Genomic DNA, 18,974 nt, shown 5'->3' on the forward strand with positions numbered 1-18,974 from the left:
TATGGCGAAATCTGATTTAATCGTCGGTCTTGATGTGGGAACCACCAAGATATGCGCAGTGGTTGGGGAACCCACTGCGGACGGCGTGGACATTGTTGGAATAGGTACGGCTCCATCCACGGGACTTAGAAAAGGTGTGGTGGTCAATATTGAACAGACTGTCCAGTCCATCAAAAAAGCTCTTGAAGAAGCTGAACTGATGGCAGGCTGTGAAATTCGTTCGGTATACGCCGGAATTGCCGGAAGCCACATAAAAGGCTTCAACAGCCACGGGGTTATTGCCGTTAAAGGCGGAGAAGTAACCCAGAAAGATGTGGACAGAGTCATAGACGCCGCAAAAGCGGTTGCTATTCCTCTTGACCGTGAAGTCATTCACACACTCCCGCAGGAGTACATTGTGGATGATCAGCGTGGAATTGCCGATCCGCTGGGCATGGCAGGAGTAAGGCTTGAGGTAAAAGTGCACATCGTAACAGGTGCGGTTACTTCGGCCCAGAACATCATTCGTTCCTGTCACCGTTCCGGACTGGATGTATCAGATATCGTTCTGGAATCTCTCGCATCGAGCAAAGCTGTTCTTTCCGAGGAAGAACGGGAAATCGGTGTTGCAATTGTTGATATCGGAGGCGGCACAACAGATCTGGCCATATTTGCCAATGATTCAATAAAACATACTTCGGTTATCGCTCTTGGCGGAAACAACCTGACAAATGATATCGCTTTCGGTCTCAGAACTCCCATGAGTTCGGCTGAACAGATCAAGGTCAAATATTCTACGGCCCTGACGGAACTGGTTACCAGTGACGAAACCATAGAAGTTCCTTCCGTGGGCGGACGCGACAGTCGCAAAATGTCCAAGCGTGTGCTTTCGGAAATATGCGAACCGCGCTGTGAAGAAATAATGGCTCTTGTTGATCAGGAACTTGTTCGCAGCGGTTATAAGAGCATGATTGCCGCAGGTGTTGTTCTCACAGGCGGAACCTCACTTGTTGACGGAATGCAGGAACTGGCTGAACAGATTTTCGACCTCCCGGTACGCATCGGATATCCGAGCGGAATCGGTGGTCTTAAAGATGTCGTCAACAGTCCTAAATTCGCCACGGCAGTAGGACTGCTTATGTACGGGGCAGAAAAAGAAGGTGGAGGAGAACAGGTCTTCCGTATTCGTGATGAAAATGTTTTCAACCGCATTCTGGGCAGGATGCGGAAATGGTTCAAGGAAATAGCCTGACCATTGAATGACTAAGGTCATAAGATTATTCGGCATTAAGATGCCGGAGACTTTTTAAGGAAGCCTACTAAAAACAGGGGATTGAAAATGATGGATTACATGGAAATTGAAAACGAAGGTCATGCAAGAATCAAGGTTATCGGTTGCGGTGGTGGTGGCGGTAACGCCATAAACAATATGATTCAGTCCGCCCTTGCAGGTGTACGTTTCATAGCTGCAAACACAGACTCACAGGACATCAATAAATCACTGGCTGAATACAAAATTCAGCTTGGTGACAAACTGACCAAAGGTCTCGGCGCAGGTGCAAACCCTGAAATCGGTAAAAACGCCGCCATGGAAAGCATTGAACAGATCCGTGAGCTGGTCAGTGACTGCGACATGGTTTTTGTTACTGCCGGTATGGGCGGCGGAACAGGTACAGGAGCTGCCCCCGTTATTGCGGAAGTAGCTAAGGAAGCCGGCGCGCTTACCGTTGCCGTAGTAACCAAACCTTTCTATTTTGAAGGAAAACGCAGACTGCTTCAGGCCGAAAAAGGTATTGAAGAACTTAAGAATGTTGTCGATTCAATAATCACCATTCCCAACGACAGACTGCTCCAGCTTGCAGCCAAGAAAGCAGCTTTCTCTGAAATGCTCAAAAAAGCTGATGAAGTCCTCTACTACGGTGTTAAAGGTATAGCCGATCTGATCACAGTTCACGGCCTCATCAACCTTGACTTCGCAGATGTTCAGGCTGTTATGTCAAGTTCCGGTCTTGCCCTCATGGGAACCGGAATAGCCAGAGGTGAAAACAGAGCCCGTGAAGCAGCAATGAAAGCTATCACCAGTCCTCTGCTTGAAGATGTATCCATTGAAGGAGCCAAGGGTGTGCTCATCAACATCACCTGCTCTCCTGACATGACCATAGATGAAGTAAGCGAAGCCGCTAATATCATCTATGAAGAAGCACATGAAGATGCCCAGATTTTCTTCGGAACTGTTTTTGATGCTGAATGCGGCGATGAAATGCGCATCACCGTTATTGCAACCGGCATTGACAACTCCGGTGAGATAGCAAACCAGCCTCCGGTTGAAACTGCTAATACCCGTCAGGCTCAGCAGCCTACTTTCACCCCGCGTGGTATGACCCGTAAATCGGAAGCAACAGGTAAAGTAAAAGAATTTAAAAACCCGAATTCAGAAGAAGACCGTTCAATTCCGGCTTATCTGCGCAACACCGCAAGGCCGGCTGACAATGCTCAGCCTGAACCTTCTCTGAAACAGTCAAGATCCGCAGCAAACAGCGGTGAAGAATTCATCTTCCATGACGATGATGATTTCGAGGTTCCTACTTTCATCCGCAAACAGGCAGACTAAGCCGCGGATAATGAAAATTAGAAGAACCGCCCGGACAAACCGGGTCATACGGATATTCTGGTAATGGATCAGAGAGAACTGGTTTATTACGGTAGAGAAAATCCCGATAGCGGAGAAACAGGAGGCCGACTGCCCACGGCCCTGGTTTTTCCCGGAAGGAAATCTGCTGCCATGTCTACTTTAGGCTGGCAGGCTGTTTACAGACTTCTCGCTCCGGACGCGGAGCTTGCTGTGGACAGATTTTTCCTTGGCGACCCCGGAACCGAAGCGGTTTCCGAGGACAATGGTAAAACGTTGTCCGAATATCCCCTGATAGGGTTCAGCATTAATTTTGAGGAAGAATATCTTCACCTCGTAAGAATGCTGAAAGATTCGGGCGTTCCGCCTCTTGCGTCGGAACGCCCGGGCTTCCCTCTCGTAATGGGAGGAGGCCCTGTATCTTTTATAAACCCGGCACCAATAGCTCCTTTTTTCGATTTCTTCTGGGTAGGAGAAGCCGAAGCAGGTCTTAAAGAGCTTTGTGTCGAACTTAAAAGATACATTTATGACGGCGGTGAAAAGCAGGACTTCCTTGAACTTATCAAGGACAGACCCGGCGTTTATGTTCCGGGTAAAAGTTCCGATAAAACACTGAGAATGGTTGTTCCGCCGGCCCCCGGAAGGGTTCCGGCTCTCAAAGATCCGGCATATTCATGTTTCATCAGTCCTGAAGCGGTCTTCAAAGACATGTTTCTGATTGAGGTAAATCGCGGCTGTCCTTACGGATGCCGCTTCTGTGCTGCCGGGTTTATCTATCGCCCCCCGAGACATGCTGAAATTGATGATCTTAAAGAGATCGTTGAAATAGCAGATCCCCCCAAAGTAGGACTGGTCGGAACAGCTTTGACCGACTGGCCTGACCTTATAGATTTCATTACCTGGCTAAAAAAAAGGAAAACCAAATTTTCCCTATCCTCTGTCCGTGCTGATGGAGTGACAGAAGAACTGCTGGATATCCTGCGTGAAAGCGGAGTGAGAACAGTGACTCTAGCCCTCGAAGGGGCAAGCGCACGCCTGAGAAATGCAGCCAGCAAAAAAATTGAAGAAGATGATTTTCTAAGAGCTGTCGAGCTCTGCGCCACGAAGGGAGTTAACCACCTTAGAATCTACATAATTGTAGGATGGCCTGGTGAAACCGCTGAAGACTATGAAGAACTGGGACGCATGCTGGAGAAGATCGATGCGGCCAGACTTCGCGGGCAGGGAAATAAAAAAAAGAAATTTATGCGGATTACACTTGGTGCAAGCTGCCTTGTGCCTAAGCCGTGGACTCCTCTGCAATGGGCTCCTATGGGTTCGGAAAAAGAGCTTAAGGAAGTTCTCTCCACAGTTAAAAAGCTGACCAAAAAATTCAAAGGTATGGCATTTTCAGGCGATTCTCCATTTCAGGCCAGACTTCAGGGACTGTTGTCGCGTGGGGATGAATCACTCCATGAATTCATCATGCTTGCCGCTGAAAAAGGCGGCTGGAAAAAAGCCCTGAAACTCTGGGACGGCGATCCTTCCCATTATATTGATAGGGAATGGGACAAAGATGAAGACCTGCCCTGGGATTTTATCGATATGGGTGTGAAAAAGTCATACCTGTACAGAGAGTGGAAAAGATTTTTAAAAGAAGAAGTCAGCCCGTCTTGTCCTCCTGAAGGCTGCTCTGCATGCAAAACCTGCGGCATGGATTCATGGTTGCAGAATAAATAGCCGCCCGGAAGCTACCTCCCTGACTGACTTAGTGCAAAATTTATATTAAATTATATAAACTTCTCTATTCATCTTGCACTAATGTGCAATTTATTGCTCAACAAGTTGCACATTACAAACCACACAAAATCACACCAAATAAAAATTCAATATTTACAACATATTATAAGTTGGCACGACACCTGCTATGTTTGATTTCGAGAGGGCATTAACTTTTAAATTTATGGAGGTCGTGCTTATGAACAGAAAATCACTCATACCTCTGATGGCTCTGGTAGTACTGTCCTTTGCGGCAGTAGCAATCGCCAAGGGCGGTCCCGGGTATGGTGGAGCCCAAGGCCAGGGGCCTGCAATAAGCCCTGAAAATCAGCAGAAGCTTCAGGATATCTTTGAAAAATATGATGCAAAAATGCACCCGCTTCGAGAAGAGAAGTGGCGTTTGAACAAAGAACTTGATGCTCTGGTCAGATCAGGCCAGGCTGATAAAGAAACTATCCACAATCTTGTAGAGGATCTTTCCAAGAACCGTGACAAGATTTACGAACTTCATAAAAAAATGTCCGCTGAGATTGAAAAAGAAACAGGACTCGTTTTCCCAATGGGAAAACCTGACTGCGGATTCGGCGGACCATGCGGATCTTCCGGCCACCCGCCCATGGGGCATGGCAGGAACTTTAAAGGCCCCGGGGGTGGATGTCCCGGAGCACAAAACTGATCACAAAATATCATTTAGTTGGGAAAACGGTAAATCGGGGGGCTTCATAATATGAAGACCTCCCGTTTTGCGTATTGCGGATTGCCACACAGAGAGGAGTAACTTAATATAGGGATATTATTGAAAGCAAACTCAGGAGCTGACCGTGTTAAGAAAAACAACTTCCCTGACCTGTTTTTTCTCTCTTGCAGTCCTCACATTCACAAGCGTGGTTCTGTACGTTGTTCCGCACGGCCGGGTGGCCTACTGGGCAATGTGGACCTTCGCAGGACTTTCAAAAGACCAGTGGGCAGACATCCATATAACTTCAGGAATTCTTTTTCTGGTTTCTTCCATCATCCACACGGTCCTCAACTGGAAATTGATTCTTAACTACATAAAAGGAACATCAAAAGCCTCAGGGCTTAAAAACCCTGCTCTGATGGCAAGCCTTCTGATTACAGCATTTATAACATTTGGAACAGTTGCCGGGCTGCCACCGATGAAACAGATTCTGGACTTTTCATCTTTTCTTAAAAATCAGGGAGAAATTAAATACGGGACTCCACCCTATGGCCATGCTGAACTAAGTTCCCTGACCCTGTTTTGTAAGCGAACAGGTCTAAATATTAAAACGGTCTTGAATCTGCTGAAAACAAGTGGAATCAAAGTTGAGTCAGAGAAAGAGACCATAGCGGAAATTTCCCAAAAATCAGGATTGACGCCAAAAGAACTGCACGAACTGATTTTAAAGAACCTGCCGCAAAATATTGAGGACCGACAAAAAACTGAAAGCACGGGCAACACAACTCCACAATTGCGTTCAGGCACAGGTCTAGGCAAAATGACTCTTGAACAGTATTGCTCAAGGTACGGAATAGACCTTGATACAGCCATTGAGAAATTGCGGGATCAGGGAGCAGAGGTTGACAAAAATTTAACCATTCGAGAAATTGCCGGACAGCTTAACATGTCCGAACCAATGGAAATCGCCAGAATTTTACATCCATGATTTACCTATTTTATTCTGGAAAAACACTGCAATTGTGCAAAATAAAAAAGTCTTCATAAATCGACAGTTAAATAAAATTTCAACCAGCTAAAATTATGGAATTAAGTTCAAAACAGTCAGGCAAGCTGCCACTCATACTAGCCCTTCTGGCCCTGATACTGCTCGGATCAGGCAGTCTTTACCTAACATGGCAGAACCTGCAGAAAATGCAGAATACTGTTTTTGAACATATGCTGCTCTCCGTCAGATCCATAGCCAGCGGGCTGGATATTCAGCTTGTAAACGGTATGCGGCGTCTTCAAAGAAACGGCCTTCCGCCGGAAGTTGCAAGAGACAGGTTTCTTCCCGTAGCCAGAGAACTATTCCGGGAGATCGTGGCTCAGGGCGATCTTATTTATATCGGTTTATACGGACCTGATAACAAACCACTGATAATTGCCGGTAAAAATGAAAAATCAGCGGTTTTCCAGCCTCCTGCCGATTTTTTTGAACAAATCAATATTTTCGGTGAAGCCAGTTCTCCAGCCCTTATTGACGGTAAGGCCGTAATGCTTTTCGGCCGTTTGGGTCAGCCGCTGCTGCTGCAACTTTACAATCAGCGCTGGCGCGACAGGATGCCGCCACCGCCTAGAAAAGAGAATTATCTTATCGTCGGCCTGAATGCGGAAAAACATCTTGCCCAATTTGGTCAATACCGCCGGGCGGCTCTGATTCAGACAGGTTATGTTTTCCTCGCCGGATTTGTACTCTGGCTTCTTGCTGTTGCCTATTTCAGACGCAGAGAACAGGATACCCGACTGGCAAAGCTGGAAAAATTTCAGGCCAATCTTCTGGATAATATGCCTGATGGACTCCTCATTGCCTCCAACACCAATACGATTCTTGCCGCCAACGGGTCAGCACACGACCTTCTTATTCAGGAGGAAGGAGAAACTCTGGTCGGTAAAGAATGGAGCAGCCTTGGCCTTAAGTCGGGAAAGGATTTCAAGCAGGGCAACATTCGCTGGGAACACGTCAAAGTCTCCAACAAGAATCTGGAGTTTCAATTTTTCCCGTATAACGAAGGGCCTGATGAACAGAAGACCATGATCCTTGTCCGCGACAGGACGGATATAGCAGAGCTTGAAGATGATCTGAATGAAGCCCGCAGACTGGCCTCAATAGGTTCGCTTGCTGCCGGGGTTGCCCATGAAATCCGCAATCCCCTGAGTTCATTAAGAGGCTTCGCCCAGTTGTTTGCCGAAAAGCTTAAAAACGAAAAACCGTTCGGTGAATATGCGACAACAATGCTTGAAGAGGCCGACCGCCTCAACAGGGTTGTCACCGACCTGCTGTTTCTTTCACGCCCGAGGGAACTGCACCCTGAACAGATTGAAATAAACGGGCTTTGTGAGTCCATATTGACCCTCATAGGATTCGACCTTGAGCACAAGGGAGCAAAGCTTGAAACGGATATTCAGGCCGACTCTGTTTTCGCAGACCCGGACGGCATCCGTCAGGTGCTTCTCAATCTGCTGATGAACAGTCTTGACGCCATTCCAGAAGGCACCGGAGTAATAACTATTTCGTCACGAAATGATAAAAACGGGGTGTGGATAAGTGTGACGGACAACGGTCCCGGTATGCCGGAAAATATCATTAAACATGCTCTGGAGCCATTTTTCACAGACAAGCCCAAAGGAACAGGACTCGGGCTTTCAATTGTCAACACTATTATACGAGGCCACAGGGGCAGAGTCAGAATCAGTTCCGGCAGTGAGAACGGAACAGTCATAGACCTCTTTTTCCCTCTGCCCGATGAACAGGAATAAATATTATGGCAGATACTCAGAAAATAGCACTTGTGGTTGATGACGAACCGTCACTTAGAATGCTCGTCAGAGCTGTGCTTGAAGATGACGGCTGGCAGGTGCATGAAGCTGAATCAGGTGAAAAAGCACTGGAAATATTCCCATCCACAACAATCCACGCCGCACTGGTTGATATGCGCATGGACGGCATGAACGGTACGGAACTTATGGATAAGCTCCATAAGTTTGAACCGGGGCTGCCGGTCATCATGCTCACAGCTTACGGTAATGTCGGCTCGGCAGTTGTAGCCATGAAGCAGGGGGCTTACGATTACCTCACAAAACCTGCGGATAACGAAGAGCTGAAAGCTGTGATGAACAAAGCCTGGGAATACAGCAGACTGCTCAATGAAAATGCGAGACTGAAATCAGCAGCTTCGGACAATATCCGCATGATCGGCAGCAGCAGGGCTATGCTACAGGTAAAAGACCTTATCGAACAGGCCGGACCGTCAGAAGCAACAATTCTTATTCTGGGAGAGTCCGGGACAGGAAAGGAACTTGTGGCTGAAGGTCTGCACAGGTCCAGCTCCAGAAGTGATAAGCCGTTGATTAAAGTTAACTGTGCCGCCCTGCCGGCAGACCTGCTGGAGAGCGAACTTTTCGGTTACGTCAAAGGAGCATTTACCGGCGCAGCCAATAATAAACCGGGCAGGTTTCAACTAGCCTCAGGCGGAACTCTCTTTCTGGATGAAATAGGAGAAATGGACCCGGTGTTGCAGGCAAAGATTTTACGGGCTTTGCAGGAAAAAATAGTTGAACCTCTTGGAAGCGTTAATCCCGTTGAAACAGATGTGCGCATTATCGCCGCGACCAACAGGGATCTGAAAGAAGAAGTTAAAAAAGGAAATTTCAGGGAAGATTTGTATTATCGTTTAAGTGTGCTGGAAATCCGTATTCCCCCACTTCGTGAACGTACTGAAGATATCCCGCTTCTGGTAAGTTTTCTGCTGGAAAAACTCGGCCGCAAAAACAAGAAAAAAATCCGCACCGTATCCCCTGCTTTTCTGGAAGCTCTCACCATGCATGACTGGCCCGGAAATGTGCGCGAGCTGGAAAACGTTCTTGAACGCGCTGTTATTTTAAGCAGATCGGAAAGGCTGGGAACAGACCTGCTTCCTCCGCAGATTCTCTCTGCCCCGGTCGTAAAAAAAGCTCCGCACGAAGAAGAAAAAACAACCGTGCCGTCAACCGAGACAGACTCTCCGGTTTCGCTTGATAATGCAGAAAAACAGGCTTTGATAGCGGCTTTGGAAGCAAACAATGATCATCGCGAAAGAACCGCGGAAGCTCTGGGCATAAGCAGAAGGACATTGCAGTATAAACTGAAAAAATACGGGCTGACTAAAAGAAAATAAACTTTGCAAAGGTTCAGCTCGGTAGGAATATATATTCCACCGGACCGCCTTGTCTGCACCGTATATTTTAATACGGTGTCGTATAGAACTGGGTTATGCAGAATCCCTTTTGGGGTGTGACATATTGCCCCTGACAACAGCAGCATGATCTTCAATACAGCAGTCTGTTATAAATTATCTCGCAAAGTGTCATAAAAGCATGACTTGACTTTACAACCTCTCGTTTTTTCTGCCATAGTTTAATAAATAACCGTTCACAGGCAGAAAATAATGAAAGAAGCTTCCATATCTGAACATACCACAGCAAAGGCCAGGGCCCTTGTTGAAGAACGTTTTTCACGAGTAGATCTGAACAGTCCTGTTTTCAGGGTTCTTTTTGATCTGTCGGTTGAACATGTAGCTAAAGATATGGTTGATAATCCGAAGCGTTATGCCCCACGCCCGGAAGTATCCATGCCGGGAACCCATTTTGATGCGATTGATCCTGTGACCCTTTTGCAGGATGAAATTAAACTTCCTTCACTTCCGCAGATATTTATCGAACTTAAGCAGGTTATGAACGACCCTTCAAGCTCAGCCGCTGATCTTGCAGACGTAATTTCGCAGGATACAGGACTTTCGGCTTTTCTGCTGAGAATGGTCAATAGTGCCTTTTACAGTTTTCCATCCCAGATTGATACCATTTCAAGAGCGGTTGCGGTTATAGGAACACGCCAGCTTTCAACTCTGGCTCTCGGGACATCCGTCATGGACATGTTCAAGGACATGGCGGCAAAAGCAATTGATCTTGAACTTTTCTGGCAGCACAGTTTCGCCTGTGGAACAATTGCCAGAGAGCTGGCTTCAATACTCGGAAACGCTTCGCCGGAAAGATGCTTTGTTGCCGGGATGCTGCATGACATAGGCCGCCCGGTGCTTATTAACGCCATGCCCGAAAGGGCAGTAGCTGCGGCAAATATATCAGAATTTAAAAAAGCCCAGCTCCACCGGGCTGAAAGAATTACGATCGGCTTCGACCACGCCCACCTAGGCGGAATGCTGCTGCGCAAATGGAACCTTCCTTTCCCGCTTGTTTCAGCAGTGCTTTATCATCACAATCCCAACAAAGCTAAAAAATATCCTGAAGCCAGAATAGTTTATTTTTCCAATATCATAACCAAAGCTCTTGGAATCGGAACAAGCGGAGACTTTATTATACCTGATATTCCGGAAGAATACTGGGAGTCGTCAGGTATCAATTCCGAGGTACTGACTATGCTGATTTCACGTCTTGATACACTTCTTGAATCAGCCTTTTCCATTCTTGAATCAGCTGCATAAAATTTACTATACAAATCAATGCAGTATCACAGTTACTGCATTGTTATGCCAATGCAGAACCGGTGCATTCAATTGACAAGCCGGGTCAAAGGCAGTAGGTCAGCCTGCATAACATGATGGGAGGAATTACCATGCGCGAAAAAGTCGAAGCCGCACTGGAAAAAGTCAGACCCCTTTTACAGGCTGACGGCGGCAACGTAGAACTCGTTGAGGTAACAGATAAAGGCATTGCAATCGTCCGCCTGGAGGGAGCCTGCAAAGGTTGCCCTATGTCCCAGATAACCCTGCGCAATGCGATAGAACGCACACTGCTCAAGGAAATCCCGGAACTCAAGGGCGTTGAACCTGCTGAATCATAAAATTTAAGCCGGGAAACAATAAGATTTGCCGGCTTAAATAATCAGCAGCTTCGAACCCGCTGAAGGTTCCCTGCAGACACTAAGATAAGTCCATAAAAATACAAAGCCCGCGGTGGCTTATAGTTTCAGTAATCAGAAACACAACTCAGGAGATTCTCCAATGAGCGAGACCATAACCCGTTTCGCCCCGAGTCCGACAGGACATCTGCATATCGGTGGCGCAAGAACGGCTCTTTTTTCATGGCTGATGGCCAGACACGACAACGGAAAATTTGTTCTGCGTATCGAAGATACAGACCGCAAACGCTCCACACAGGAATTCACAGACGCTATCCTTGCTTCCATGAAATGGCTTGGAATGGACTGGGATGGCGACCCTATTTATCAGAGTGATCGCTTTGACTTATACAACAAAGAGATTGATCGCCTGATAGAAGAAGGAAAAGCCTACTGGTGCGACTGCACGGCAGAACAGGTTGACGCCATGCGTGAAAAAGCCATGAAGGAAAAACGCAAACCCAAATATGACGGTTCCTGCCGTGAAAAGAATCTCGGACCGGGTGAAAACAGGGTCGTACGTTTTAAAGCTCCTCAGGACGGCACTACTGTTTATCACGATCTCATCAAGGGAACCATCAGCGTTCACAACTCCGAAATGGACGACATGATTCTGCGCCGTTCAGACGGAACCCCTACTTACAACATAGCAGTGGTCATAGATGACCATACTATGGGAGTTACACAGGTTATCCGCGGAGACGACCACGTCAACAACACCCCTCGCCAGATCCTTCTTTACAAGGCCCTTGGCTGGGATGTTCCTAAATTCGGTCATGTTCCCATGATTCTCGGTCCTGACAAAAAGAAACTTTCCAAACGTCACGGCGCTCTTTCTGTCATGGAATATGAAAAGATGGGTTATCTCCCGGAAGCAGTTGTAAACTATCTGGTACGGCTGGGCTGGTCTCACGGAGATCAGGAAATCTTTACCATCGAAGAACTGATTGAATACTTCAACACTGATTCTCTTGGAAGCTCACCCTCTGTTTTCGACCTGAAAAAACTGGATTGGGTTAACAGCGAATACATAAAAAACAAGCAGCCAGCAGAGCTTATCCCCGGCATGCGTTCTTTTATGCCGGAAGGAATGAATCCTTCGGATGAGATTCTCGAAAAAGCAATCCCTCTGCTCCAGCCGCGTGTTTCCAACTATGTTGAAATGGTTGAGATGAGTCGCTTCTTCTTCGTCACTTCTGAAGAACTGGAATACGAACAAAAAGGTGTTGATAAATTCTTTAAAGCTGAAGATCTGGAAAAATTAAAAGATTTGGCTGACAGAATAAAAGCAGACAGCGAATTTACTCACGACAGTCTCGAAGCAGTCTGTACCGGCTATCTTGAAGAAAAAGAGCTTAAGTTCAAAGCCATAGGACAGCCTGTGCGTCTGGCTTTATGCGGAGCTACCAAAAGCCCCGGCGGACTTTATGAGCTCATGCTGGTTCTCGGCAGGGATGAAACCCTCGCCAGACTTGAAAGAGCTGTAAAACTTTTCAGCTGATTTTAATCTGATACCGGCTGTTCAGACTACGCCCGGTCTGGACGCCATTTGCCCCTTGACTCCCCGTACTTTTCGTGCGGGGAGTTCTTTTTTATGAAACCCGCTTCCGATTATTGATTTTTATACCTCTCCGAGTATTCTCGCTTCACCACGATTACCACACTGTACTTATTTCAGAATAAATCTGCACAATCTTCCGGAGAACACTATGACTTCTTTTGACATTTCGTCCCACAATTCACCACAATTTGAAATGAAATCGCGCCGCAGCCCGGTTTACGCGACCTCTGGCATGGTTGCCAGCAGTCAGCCTCTGGCAACAGAAGCCGGACTGGAAATGCTCCGCAAAGGAGGAACCGCGGCAGACGCAGCGGTTGCCGCAGCGGCTGCTCTAGCAGTATTGGAACCGTGCAGCACCGGACTTGGTGGTGACTCTTTCGCCCTGTATTACAGTGCAGCGGATAAAAAAATTTATGCCCTCAACGGTTCAGGAAAATCTCCTGAAAATATTTCTATAGAACTGCTTAATTCAAAAGGAATCAGTGGAGAAATACCGCCCCACAGTGGGCTGGCGGTGACTACTCCCGGTGCCTGCGCTGCATGGTGTGATCTTGCTCTGAAATTCGGCAGTCTGAATGCAGGAGAAATTTTTGAGCCGGCAATACGCTATGCTGAAAACGGATTTCCGGTGGGTCCGGTTACTGCGTGGCTCTGGAAACAGGGAGCAGCAGATGCGCTCTCCGTACATCCCGGAGGAAACGCCCTGCTTTTAAACGGCCATGCCCCCCGCACAGGAGAAATTTTTAAAAATAAAAATCTTGCAGAAATGTTTAAAAAACTTGCTTCGGGATCTTTTAGCGAGGCAAAAGATGAATTTTATAAAGGCGAAACCTCAGAAAAAATCGTGCAGGCAGTCCTTAATGCAGGCGGGGTTCTTTCTGCAAAAGATATGGCCGGACATGAAAGCCTCTGGTGTGATCCGATAGGAACAATTTACAGAGACAGAAAAGTTTTTGAATGCCCTCCTAACGGTCAGGGACTTGCCGCTCTTCTTGCTCTGGGTATTTTGCAGAATTTCAGCCCGGAAGAACTGGGAGCACCTTTCTCGGCCCGCAGGCTGCACATCATGATTGAAGCAATGCGGCTCGGATTTGCCGATGCCAGACGGCATATTACGGACCCTGAGACATACCATATCCCGCTTAAAACAATGCTCAGTGCTGAATACAGTCGCAGCAGAGCTGAACTTATTGATTTTTATCAGGCCAATCCGTGTTTCAAAAGCGGAGTTCCGGAAAGTTCATCTGACACAGTATATTTCTGCACGGTTGATAAATTCGGCAACGCCTGTTCAATGGTCAGCAGTGTGTATATGGAATTCGGAACCGGAATTGTCCCTGACGGGCTCGGCTTTTCACTTCAGAACCGCGGGAACAATTTTTCACTCGATCCTGAACATCCCAACGCACTGGCTCCCGGAAAACGGACATATCATACCATAATACCGGGAATGATGCTGCGTGAAGACAACTCACTATACGGCCCGTTCGGCGTTATGGGCGGATTCATGCAGCCGCAGGGTCACCTTCAGGTTGTTTCAGCCATGTGTGATGACGGAGCAGATCCTCAGAAGGCTCTGGACAGACTGCGTTTCTGCATCAGTTCCGGTAAAGCCGGCGGAAGTGTTTCCCTTGAGCACGGAATAGACCCCGGAGTTATAAACAGATTGAAGGACGTAGGCCATGAAATTCATGTCAGCCGTGGCTATGGGCGGACACTTTTCGGCAGAGGACAGATTATTGTCAGAGACCCTGAGAGTGGAGTTCTGTGCGGTGGATGTGATCCAAGGTCCGATGGAAGTGTTTCCGGTATAATCTGATTTTAACGAGACTCCCGTTGAAAACCGCAGTGAAATACTGTTAAGATAATAAACAGATTCGGGACAATGAATAAAAAAAAGCCCCGGCCTGACGACCGGGGCTTTTCACGGTTTACCGTGAACTTAAAATTTACTTGTCAGCTTTATTGGCAACGGGCTTTACAACAGCTCCGGAACGAATACAGCGAGTACAAGCATTAATACGCTTGACGCTTCCGTCAGGAAACTGTGCACGGACTTTCTGCAGGTTGGGCATAAAACGTCTTTTTGTCTTGTTATGAGCATGAGAAACGTTGTTGCCGACCTGGGGTCCTTTACCGCATATATCGCAAACCTGGGACATGAGAAACCTCCTTGTGGTACTGGCTTATCAGCTTTGCAGGAAAATTATTATAATACTGCTCCAGTCCTGCAAAAGAGGTATCGTTTATCCTCTCATTCTGGAAAATGCAAGTTCTTTTTGCTTGACATTGGAAAAAAAAACCATATAGGAATCCCTTCCGCGAGGAGAATATGAAAGAAATCTGGCTTGATTTAAATGATATCCCCGAAGAGGGAAAAAACTTTATTTTCGATGACCAATCCTTTTGGGAAGAGGCATGGAAAAATTTTAAGTTCAATACTTCTGTCGGAGAACCTTTAGTGTCGGAGATCTTTGTTCTCCCTCAGGAGAATGGCTGTCTCTACAAAGGCAGTCTTTCTGGCTCTGTAATCGTACCCTGCGATCGCTGCATGGCCGATCACGAGCAACCTATAAGCAGCCAATTCGAAGATTTTGAACAACTTGCCGAGGAAGGCGAGGAATCTTTTCTCGAAGCGGCGGACGGAACGCGCAGACTCAATGCCGGAGCAATCTTCTGGGAGCAATTCGTACTGGCCTACCCGTCCAAACCCCTGTGCAGTGAAGACTGCAAAGGACTCTGCCCCGAATGCGGAGCGGACCTCAATAAAGGAAAGTGCGAATGTAAGCAGGATAAAGGCGATCCAAGGCTTGCAGTTTTACGCAATCTTAAGATAAAGAACTGATTTCCGGACACACAGTACCGGATTAAACTAATTTCAGGAGACCGTCATGGCTTTACCCAAGAAAAAAACATCCAAGTCACGTAGAAATATGCGCAGATCACACGACAAAGTAGCTGCACCCAACGTAATTTATTGCGAATGCGGCGAACCTGTTCTGCCTCACAGAGCATGCTCAGCATGTGGAACCTACAATGGTCGTCAGGTAACAGAATCTTCCGATGCATAAAAAATCGCCCCGTATTGCTGTAGACGCCATGGGTGGCGACTACGGACTTTCGGAAGTAGTTCCGGGAGCGGTTAACGCCGCAAAACAGGGTATTCCAGTCATCTTAACAGGTGACGAGTATATGATCCGGTCCGAGCTTGATAAGCTCGATACCGGGTCATGCGATATTGAAGTTGTTCATGCGTCACAGATTGTGACTATGGAAGACAAACCATCAGAAGCCCTGCGCAAAAAAAAAGATTCGTCTATTCAGGTTGCATGCAGACTGGTCCGGGACGGCCATGCTGACGGAGTCGTCAGTGCCGGCAATTCCGGAGCAACTGTAGCCTGCGGTATGTTTACCATCGGCAGAATCAAAGGAGTGCTCCGTCCCGGTATGGCAGGAATTCTGCCTACCGAAAAGAGTCCTATGGTTCTGATAGACGTTGGAGCCAATGTTGACTGCAAACCGGAACATCTTTTCCAGTATGGCCTTATGGCTGATGTGCTGGCAAAAGATGTACTTGGTATTGAGAATCCGAAAGTCGGACTTCTGACCATTGGCGAAGAAGAAGGCAAAGGCAACTCCCTGGTACGAACTTCTTATGAAATGCTGAGAAAATCTTCCCTGAACTTTGTAGGCAATATAGAGGGAAGGGATATTTTCACAGGCGATGTTGATGTGGCTGTCTGCGATGGTTTTGTCGGAAACGTTGCCCTTAAACTTTCGGAAGGCTTGGCTAAAAGCCTGAGCAGCATTCTGAAAGGCGAACTCAAGAGGGACCTCGTTTCCAAAATCGGAGCCATGCTGGCAATGAAAGCTTTCAAACGTTTTGCCCGTCTGGTTGATAAGTCTGAATACGGTGGGGCTCCAGTTCTGGGGCTTAACGGAATTGCACTTGTCTGCCACGGAAAAGCTGACTCAAGAGCTATTGAGAGAGCCATTGAAATGGCCTCGAAATTTGTGGAAAACGACGCGGTAACACACCTCAAGGAAGGGCTTGCCGAACATAGCAACATGACTGTAATGCATTCATGTGACAGCTGATCCGGTTTCCTGCCTTGCTACGCTGATACTGAACCTGTTTACTGATTCTCTATCAACCAGATAACCGATCCTGTTTTTTCCATGCAGTGTTCTTGCACACGTCTTCTCAGTTTTTCAGGGATCATTTCGGACTCCACTTTTTCGGTACCGGGAAACATGACCAGAGCCAGGCTTTTAAACCTGATTGTAAAGATCAGCTTTAAAACGCCTGCTATGTTGTTTTACAGATAGTATGACAATGCCGGCAGACACCATTTTATAAAAAAAATGATTGCTACAGGCCGCGCATTACTACCCCGATGATACGGCTGAAGCCTTATTCAAGGTGGCAGCTATCGGGTCATATCAAAGTCTAAATATTCCGGGCCTGAGACCAGTACCTGCCCGTAAACAGGAACTCATCTATGAGCATCAACGTCCACATCAAGGGACTTGGACATCACGTCCCTGAAAAAATACTTTCCAATCAGGATCTCGAAAAAATCGTCGATACTTCAGACGAATGGATCACCTCCCGCACCGGTATTTCCAACCGCCATATTGTCGAAGACGAAACATGCGTCGACCTTGCATACGAAGCTTCTCTCAAAGCACTCAAAAAAGCAGGTCTTGAAGCCGATGACCTCACCCACATCATAGTTGCCACCTTTACCGGTGACAGGCCCCTGCCTTCCGCAAGCTGCCTGCTCATGGAAAGACTCGGCATAAAACAGAAAGCAGCCATGGATATTGCTGCGGCCTGTTCAGGCTTTGTTTACGGACTTGAAACAGCAAGGGCTTTCATCGCACTGCACCCTGAATCAAAAATACTGGTTGTCGGCAGTGAAATACTCACCAGCCGGGTAAACTGGAAAGACCGCTCCACCTGTGTCCTTTTCGGTGACGGGGCAGGAGCTGCAGTCCTGACCGGTGATGACGGGGCTGAACACGATGGCAAGCTGCTTGATGTCGTAATCAGCGCAGATGGAGCTCTTAGCATGGCACTCGCCATCAAGGGCGGCGGATCAGCTCTTCCTTACCATCTTGGTGACAATGTCGGCGAAGAATACTTTATTGAAATGCGGGGACGTGAAGTTTTCAAACATGCCGTACGCAACATGGCATCCATTTCAAAAGAAGTACTTGCAAGACATGGCTACACCACTGATGATGTTGACGTTCTGGTTCCCCATCAGGCTAATCAGCGCATTATTGAAGCTGTGGGTAAAAAACTTTCAATTCCGGTGGAAAAAGTTTTCTCGAATGTATCCAGATTTGGAAACACCTCAGCGGCGTCAATCCCTATTGCACTTTCAGAAGCAAAAGAAATAGGCGCCATTAAAGAAGGTGATCTGGTTCTGGTTACAACTTTCGGCGGAGGCCTCACCTGGGGTTCCGCTCTTTTGCAGTTTTAATACGGTGTAAATTTAACAGACTGTATTAATACTCGTAAACAACATTGCATTTTACAGGCTAAACCGAAACTTACATTCATCATTGTAGGGTTACGGTTTTTTAACATAATAAGTTTGCAGTCATCGCCGCTTTAGGCTATGAGACGCATGATCAGTTACCGAACCAGAGGATAATGATAATGAGTGATCTGCCAAGCACCGCCTTTGTTACAGGCGGGTCCAGAGGAATAGGCGCAGCATGCGCAAAAGCCCTCGCCAATGACGGTTTTAACGTCATCATAACTTACGTCAGCCGCCCTGATGAAGCTGAAAAGGTCTGTCAGGAAATTGAGGCTTCAGGCGTAACGGCCCGTGCAGTTAAATTGGATTCCTCTGACCGTGAAGCAGTTGCTTCTTTTTTCAAAGATGAGATTAAAGGCAAAATCAGCCTCGATGTTCTGGTTAATAATGCCGGAATTACCCGCGACGGGCTTCTCATCCGCATGAAAGATCAGGACTGGGATAAAGTACTTGATATAAATCTGACCGGGGCTTTCACCATTCTGCGTGAAGCAGCCAAAGTAATGGTCAGACAGAAAAATGGCAGGATAATAAACATCACTTCCGTGTCCGGACAGGCGGGAAATCCCGGACAGGCCAACTACTCTGCAGCAAAGTCCGGCTTGATCGGACTGACCAAGTCTGCCGCAAAGGAACTTGCTTCGCGTAATATCACAGTTAATGCTGTTGCTCCGGGTTTCATACACACGGATATGACAGCAAAGCTGACCGAAGATCAGGTTAAGATGATGTTGGATAATATTCCACTCGGGAAACTAGGTTCCGTTGAAGACATCGCAAATGCCGTGTCTTTCCTGTCGTCGGAAAAATCCGGCTATATTACAGGACAGGTTATTGCCGTCAACGGCGGAATGTACATGTAGACAAAACCAAAAATGATTTGG

At 47.1% G+C, this 18,974-nt stretch carries 17 protein-coding genes; 16 read left to right on the top strand and 1 reads right to left on the bottom strand.

Features of this window, described 5'->3' with window-relative positions; all coding sequences use genetic code 11:
- The first annotated feature begins 1 nt into the window (after position 1).
- The 11 genes from ftsA to G496_RS0117115 all read left to right on the top strand — a co-directional run bounded on the left by ftsA (position 2) and on the right by G496_RS0117115 (position 14,357).
- Complete coding sequence (ftsA, locus tag G496_RS0117065; protein ID WP_027180335.1) at positions 2–1,231, top strand: cell division protein FtsA; 1,230 nt, start codon at positions 2–4, stop codon at positions 1,229–1,231.
- A 90-nt stretch (positions 1,232–1,321) separates the two neighbouring features.
- Positions 1,322–2,590 carry a cell division protein FtsZ gene (gene ftsZ / locus G496_RS0117070; RefSeq protein ID WP_027180336.1) on the top strand — a complete coding sequence of 423 codons (1,269 nt, stop codon included), beginning with the start codon at positions 1,322–1,324 and terminating at the stop codon, positions 2,588–2,590.
- 63 nt (positions 2,591–2,653) lie between these two features.
- Positions 2,654–4,327 carry a radical SAM protein gene (locus G496_RS0117075; protein WP_027180337.1) on the top strand — a complete coding sequence of 558 codons (1,674 nt, stop codon included), beginning with the start codon at positions 2,654–2,656 and terminating at the stop codon, positions 4,325–4,327.
- A gap of 238 nt (positions 4,328–4,565) precedes the next feature.
- Complete coding sequence (locus G496_RS0117080; RefSeq protein WP_027180338.1) at positions 4,566–5,042, top strand: Spy/CpxP family protein refolding chaperone; 477 nt, start codon at positions 4,566–4,568, stop codon at positions 5,040–5,042.
- Between the two features lie 145 nt (positions 5,043–5,187).
- A complete protein-coding gene (locus G496_RS0117085; RefSeq protein WP_027180339.1) occupies positions 5,188–6,033 on the top strand; it encodes a DUF4405 domain-containing protein in 846 nt (281 codons plus the stop codon).
- A gap of 95 nt (positions 6,034–6,128) precedes the next feature.
- Entirely contained in the window at positions 6,129–7,844 is a 1,716-nt protein-coding gene (locus tag G496_RS0117090) for a two-component system sensor histidine kinase NtrB (RefSeq protein WP_027180340.1), read from the top strand.
- 5 nt (positions 7,845–7,849) lie between these two features.
- Positions 7,850–9,241 (top strand): sigma-54-dependent transcriptional regulator, encoded by a 1,392-nt coding sequence (locus G496_RS0117095; protein WP_027180341.1) that lies wholly within the window; start codon positions 7,850–7,852, stop codon positions 9,239–9,241.
- Positions 9,242–9,511: 270 nt separating this feature from the next.
- Positions 9,512–10,561, top strand: a complete 1,050-nt coding sequence (locus tag G496_RS0117100; RefSeq protein ID WP_027180342.1) for an HDOD domain-containing protein — start codon at positions 9,512–9,514, stop codon at positions 10,559–10,561.
- Positions 10,562–10,692: 131 nt separating this feature from the next.
- Positions 10,693–10,920: a NifU family protein gene (locus tag G496_RS0117105; RefSeq protein WP_027180343.1), complete on the top strand. Its 228-nt coding sequence runs from the start codon at positions 10,693–10,695 to the stop codon at positions 10,918–10,920.
- A 160-nt stretch (positions 10,921–11,080) separates the two neighbouring features.
- Positions 11,081–12,478 (top strand): glutamate--tRNA ligase, encoded by a 1,398-nt coding sequence (gene gltX / locus G496_RS0117110; protein WP_027180344.1) that lies wholly within the window; start codon positions 11,081–11,083, stop codon positions 12,476–12,478.
- 208 nt (positions 12,479–12,686) lie between these two features.
- Positions 12,687–14,357, top strand: coding sequence for a gamma-glutamyltransferase family protein (locus tag G496_RS0117115; protein ID WP_027180345.1), 1,671 nt, complete (start codon positions 12,687–12,689; stop codon positions 14,355–14,357).
- Positions 14,358–14,487: 130 nt separating this feature from the next.
- Here G496_RS0117115 and rpmB read toward each other — a convergent pair whose 3' ends face one another.
- The gene (rpmB, locus tag G496_RS0117120) at positions 14,488–14,700 is read right to left on the bottom strand and encodes a 50S ribosomal protein L28 (RefSeq protein WP_027180346.1); all 213 of its coding nucleotides are present in this window, start codon (positions 14,698–14,700) and stop codon (positions 14,488–14,490) included.
- A 170-nt stretch (positions 14,701–14,870) separates the two neighbouring features.
- Between rpmB and G496_RS0117130 the strand changes: the two genes are divergently transcribed.
- The 5 genes from G496_RS0117130 (at position 14,871) to fabG (ending at position 18,953) form a co-directional block, all read left to right on the top strand.
- On the top strand, positions 14,871–15,383 hold the full coding sequence (locus tag G496_RS0117130; RefSeq protein ID WP_027180347.1) for a DUF177 domain-containing protein: 513 nt from the start codon (positions 14,871–14,873) through the stop codon (positions 15,381–15,383).
- Between the two features lie 46 nt (positions 15,384–15,429).
- Positions 15,430–15,609: a 50S ribosomal protein L32 gene (rpmF, locus tag G496_RS0117135; RefSeq protein WP_027180348.1), complete on the top strand. Its 180-nt coding sequence runs from the start codon at positions 15,430–15,432 to the stop codon at positions 15,607–15,609.
- The gene (gene plsX / locus G496_RS0117140; RefSeq protein WP_027180349.1) at positions 15,602–16,636 is read left to right on the top strand and encodes a phosphate acyltransferase PlsX; all 1,035 of its coding nucleotides are present in this window, start codon (positions 15,602–15,604) and stop codon (positions 16,634–16,636) included. The genes rpmF and plsX overlap by 8 nt, the downstream gene beginning before the upstream one ends.
- Before the next feature lie 404 nt (positions 16,637–17,040).
- Positions 17,041–18,030, top strand: a complete 990-nt coding sequence (locus tag G496_RS0117150) for a beta-ketoacyl-ACP synthase III (protein WP_027180350.1) — start codon at positions 17,041–17,043, stop codon at positions 18,028–18,030.
- A gap of 179 nt (positions 18,031–18,209) precedes the next feature.
- Positions 18,210–18,953, top strand: coding sequence for a 3-oxoacyl-[acyl-carrier-protein] reductase (gene fabG, locus G496_RS0117155; protein ID WP_027180351.1), 744 nt, complete (start codon positions 18,210–18,212; stop codon positions 18,951–18,953).
- The last annotated feature ends 21 nt before the right edge of the window (positions 18,954–18,974 follow it).

The organism is Maridesulfovibrio bastinii DSM 16055 (assembly GCF_000429985.1).
In the GTDB taxonomy this organism is placed as follows: domain Bacteria; phylum Desulfobacterota; class Desulfovibrionia; order Desulfovibrionales; family Desulfovibrionaceae; genus Maridesulfovibrio; species Maridesulfovibrio bastinii.

What these genes read in the sequence shown, in the direction of transcription:
- G496_RS0117115 (WP_027180345.1), top strand. Translation starts at nt 12,687, where the DNA reads ATGACTTCTTTTGACATTTCGTCCCACAATTCACCACAATTTGAAATG.
- gltX (WP_027180344.1), top strand. Translation starts at nt 11,081, where the DNA reads ATGAGCGAGACCATAACCCGTTTCGCCCCGAGTCCGACAGGACATCTG.
- G496_RS0117150 (WP_027180350.1), top strand. Translation starts at nt 17,041, where the DNA reads ATGAGCATCAACGTCCACATCAAGGGACTTGGACATCACGTCCCTGAA.
- G496_RS0117090 (WP_027180340.1), top strand. Translation starts at nt 6,129, where the DNA reads ATGGAATTAAGTTCAAAACAGTCAGGCAAGCTGCCACTCATACTAGCC.
- plsX (WP_027180349.1), top strand. Translation starts at nt 15,602, where the DNA reads ATGCATAAAAAATCGCCCCGTATTGCTGTAGACGCCATGGGTGGCGAC.
- ftsZ (WP_027180336.1), top strand. Translation starts at nt 1,322, where the DNA reads ATGGATTACATGGAAATTGAAAACGAAGGTCATGCAAGAATCAAGGTT.
- G496_RS0117080 (WP_027180338.1), top strand. Translation starts at nt 4,566, where the DNA reads ATGAACAGAAAATCACTCATACCTCTGATGGCTCTGGTAGTACTGTCC.
- rpmB (WP_027180346.1), bottom strand. Translation starts at nt 14,700, where the DNA reads ATGTCCCAGGTTTGCGATATATGCGGTAAAGGACCCCAGGTCGGCAAC.
- ftsA (WP_027180335.1), top strand. Translation starts at nt 2, where the DNA reads ATGGCGAAATCTGATTTAATCGTCGGTCTTGATGTGGGAACCACCAAG.
- G496_RS0117095 (WP_027180341.1), top strand. Translation starts at nt 7,850, where the DNA reads ATGGCAGATACTCAGAAAATAGCACTTGTGGTTGATGACGAACCGTCA.
- G496_RS0117100 (WP_027180342.1), top strand. Translation starts at nt 9,512, where the DNA reads ATGAAAGAAGCTTCCATATCTGAACATACCACAGCAAAGGCCAGGGCC.
- G496_RS0117130 (WP_027180347.1), top strand. Translation starts at nt 14,871, where the DNA reads ATGAAAGAAATCTGGCTTGATTTAAATGATATCCCCGAAGAGGGAAAA.
- G496_RS0117105 (WP_027180343.1), top strand. Translation starts at nt 10,693, where the DNA reads ATGCGCGAAAAAGTCGAAGCCGCACTGGAAAAAGTCAGACCCCTTTTA.
- rpmF (WP_027180348.1), top strand. Translation starts at nt 15,430, where the DNA reads ATGGCTTTACCCAAGAAAAAAACATCCAAGTCACGTAGAAATATGCGC.
- fabG (WP_027180351.1), top strand. Translation starts at nt 18,210, where the DNA reads ATGAGTGATCTGCCAAGCACCGCCTTTGTTACAGGCGGGTCCAGAGGA.
- G496_RS0117075 (WP_027180337.1), top strand. Translation starts at nt 2,654, where the DNA reads ATGGATCAGAGAGAACTGGTTTATTACGGTAGAGAAAATCCCGATAGC.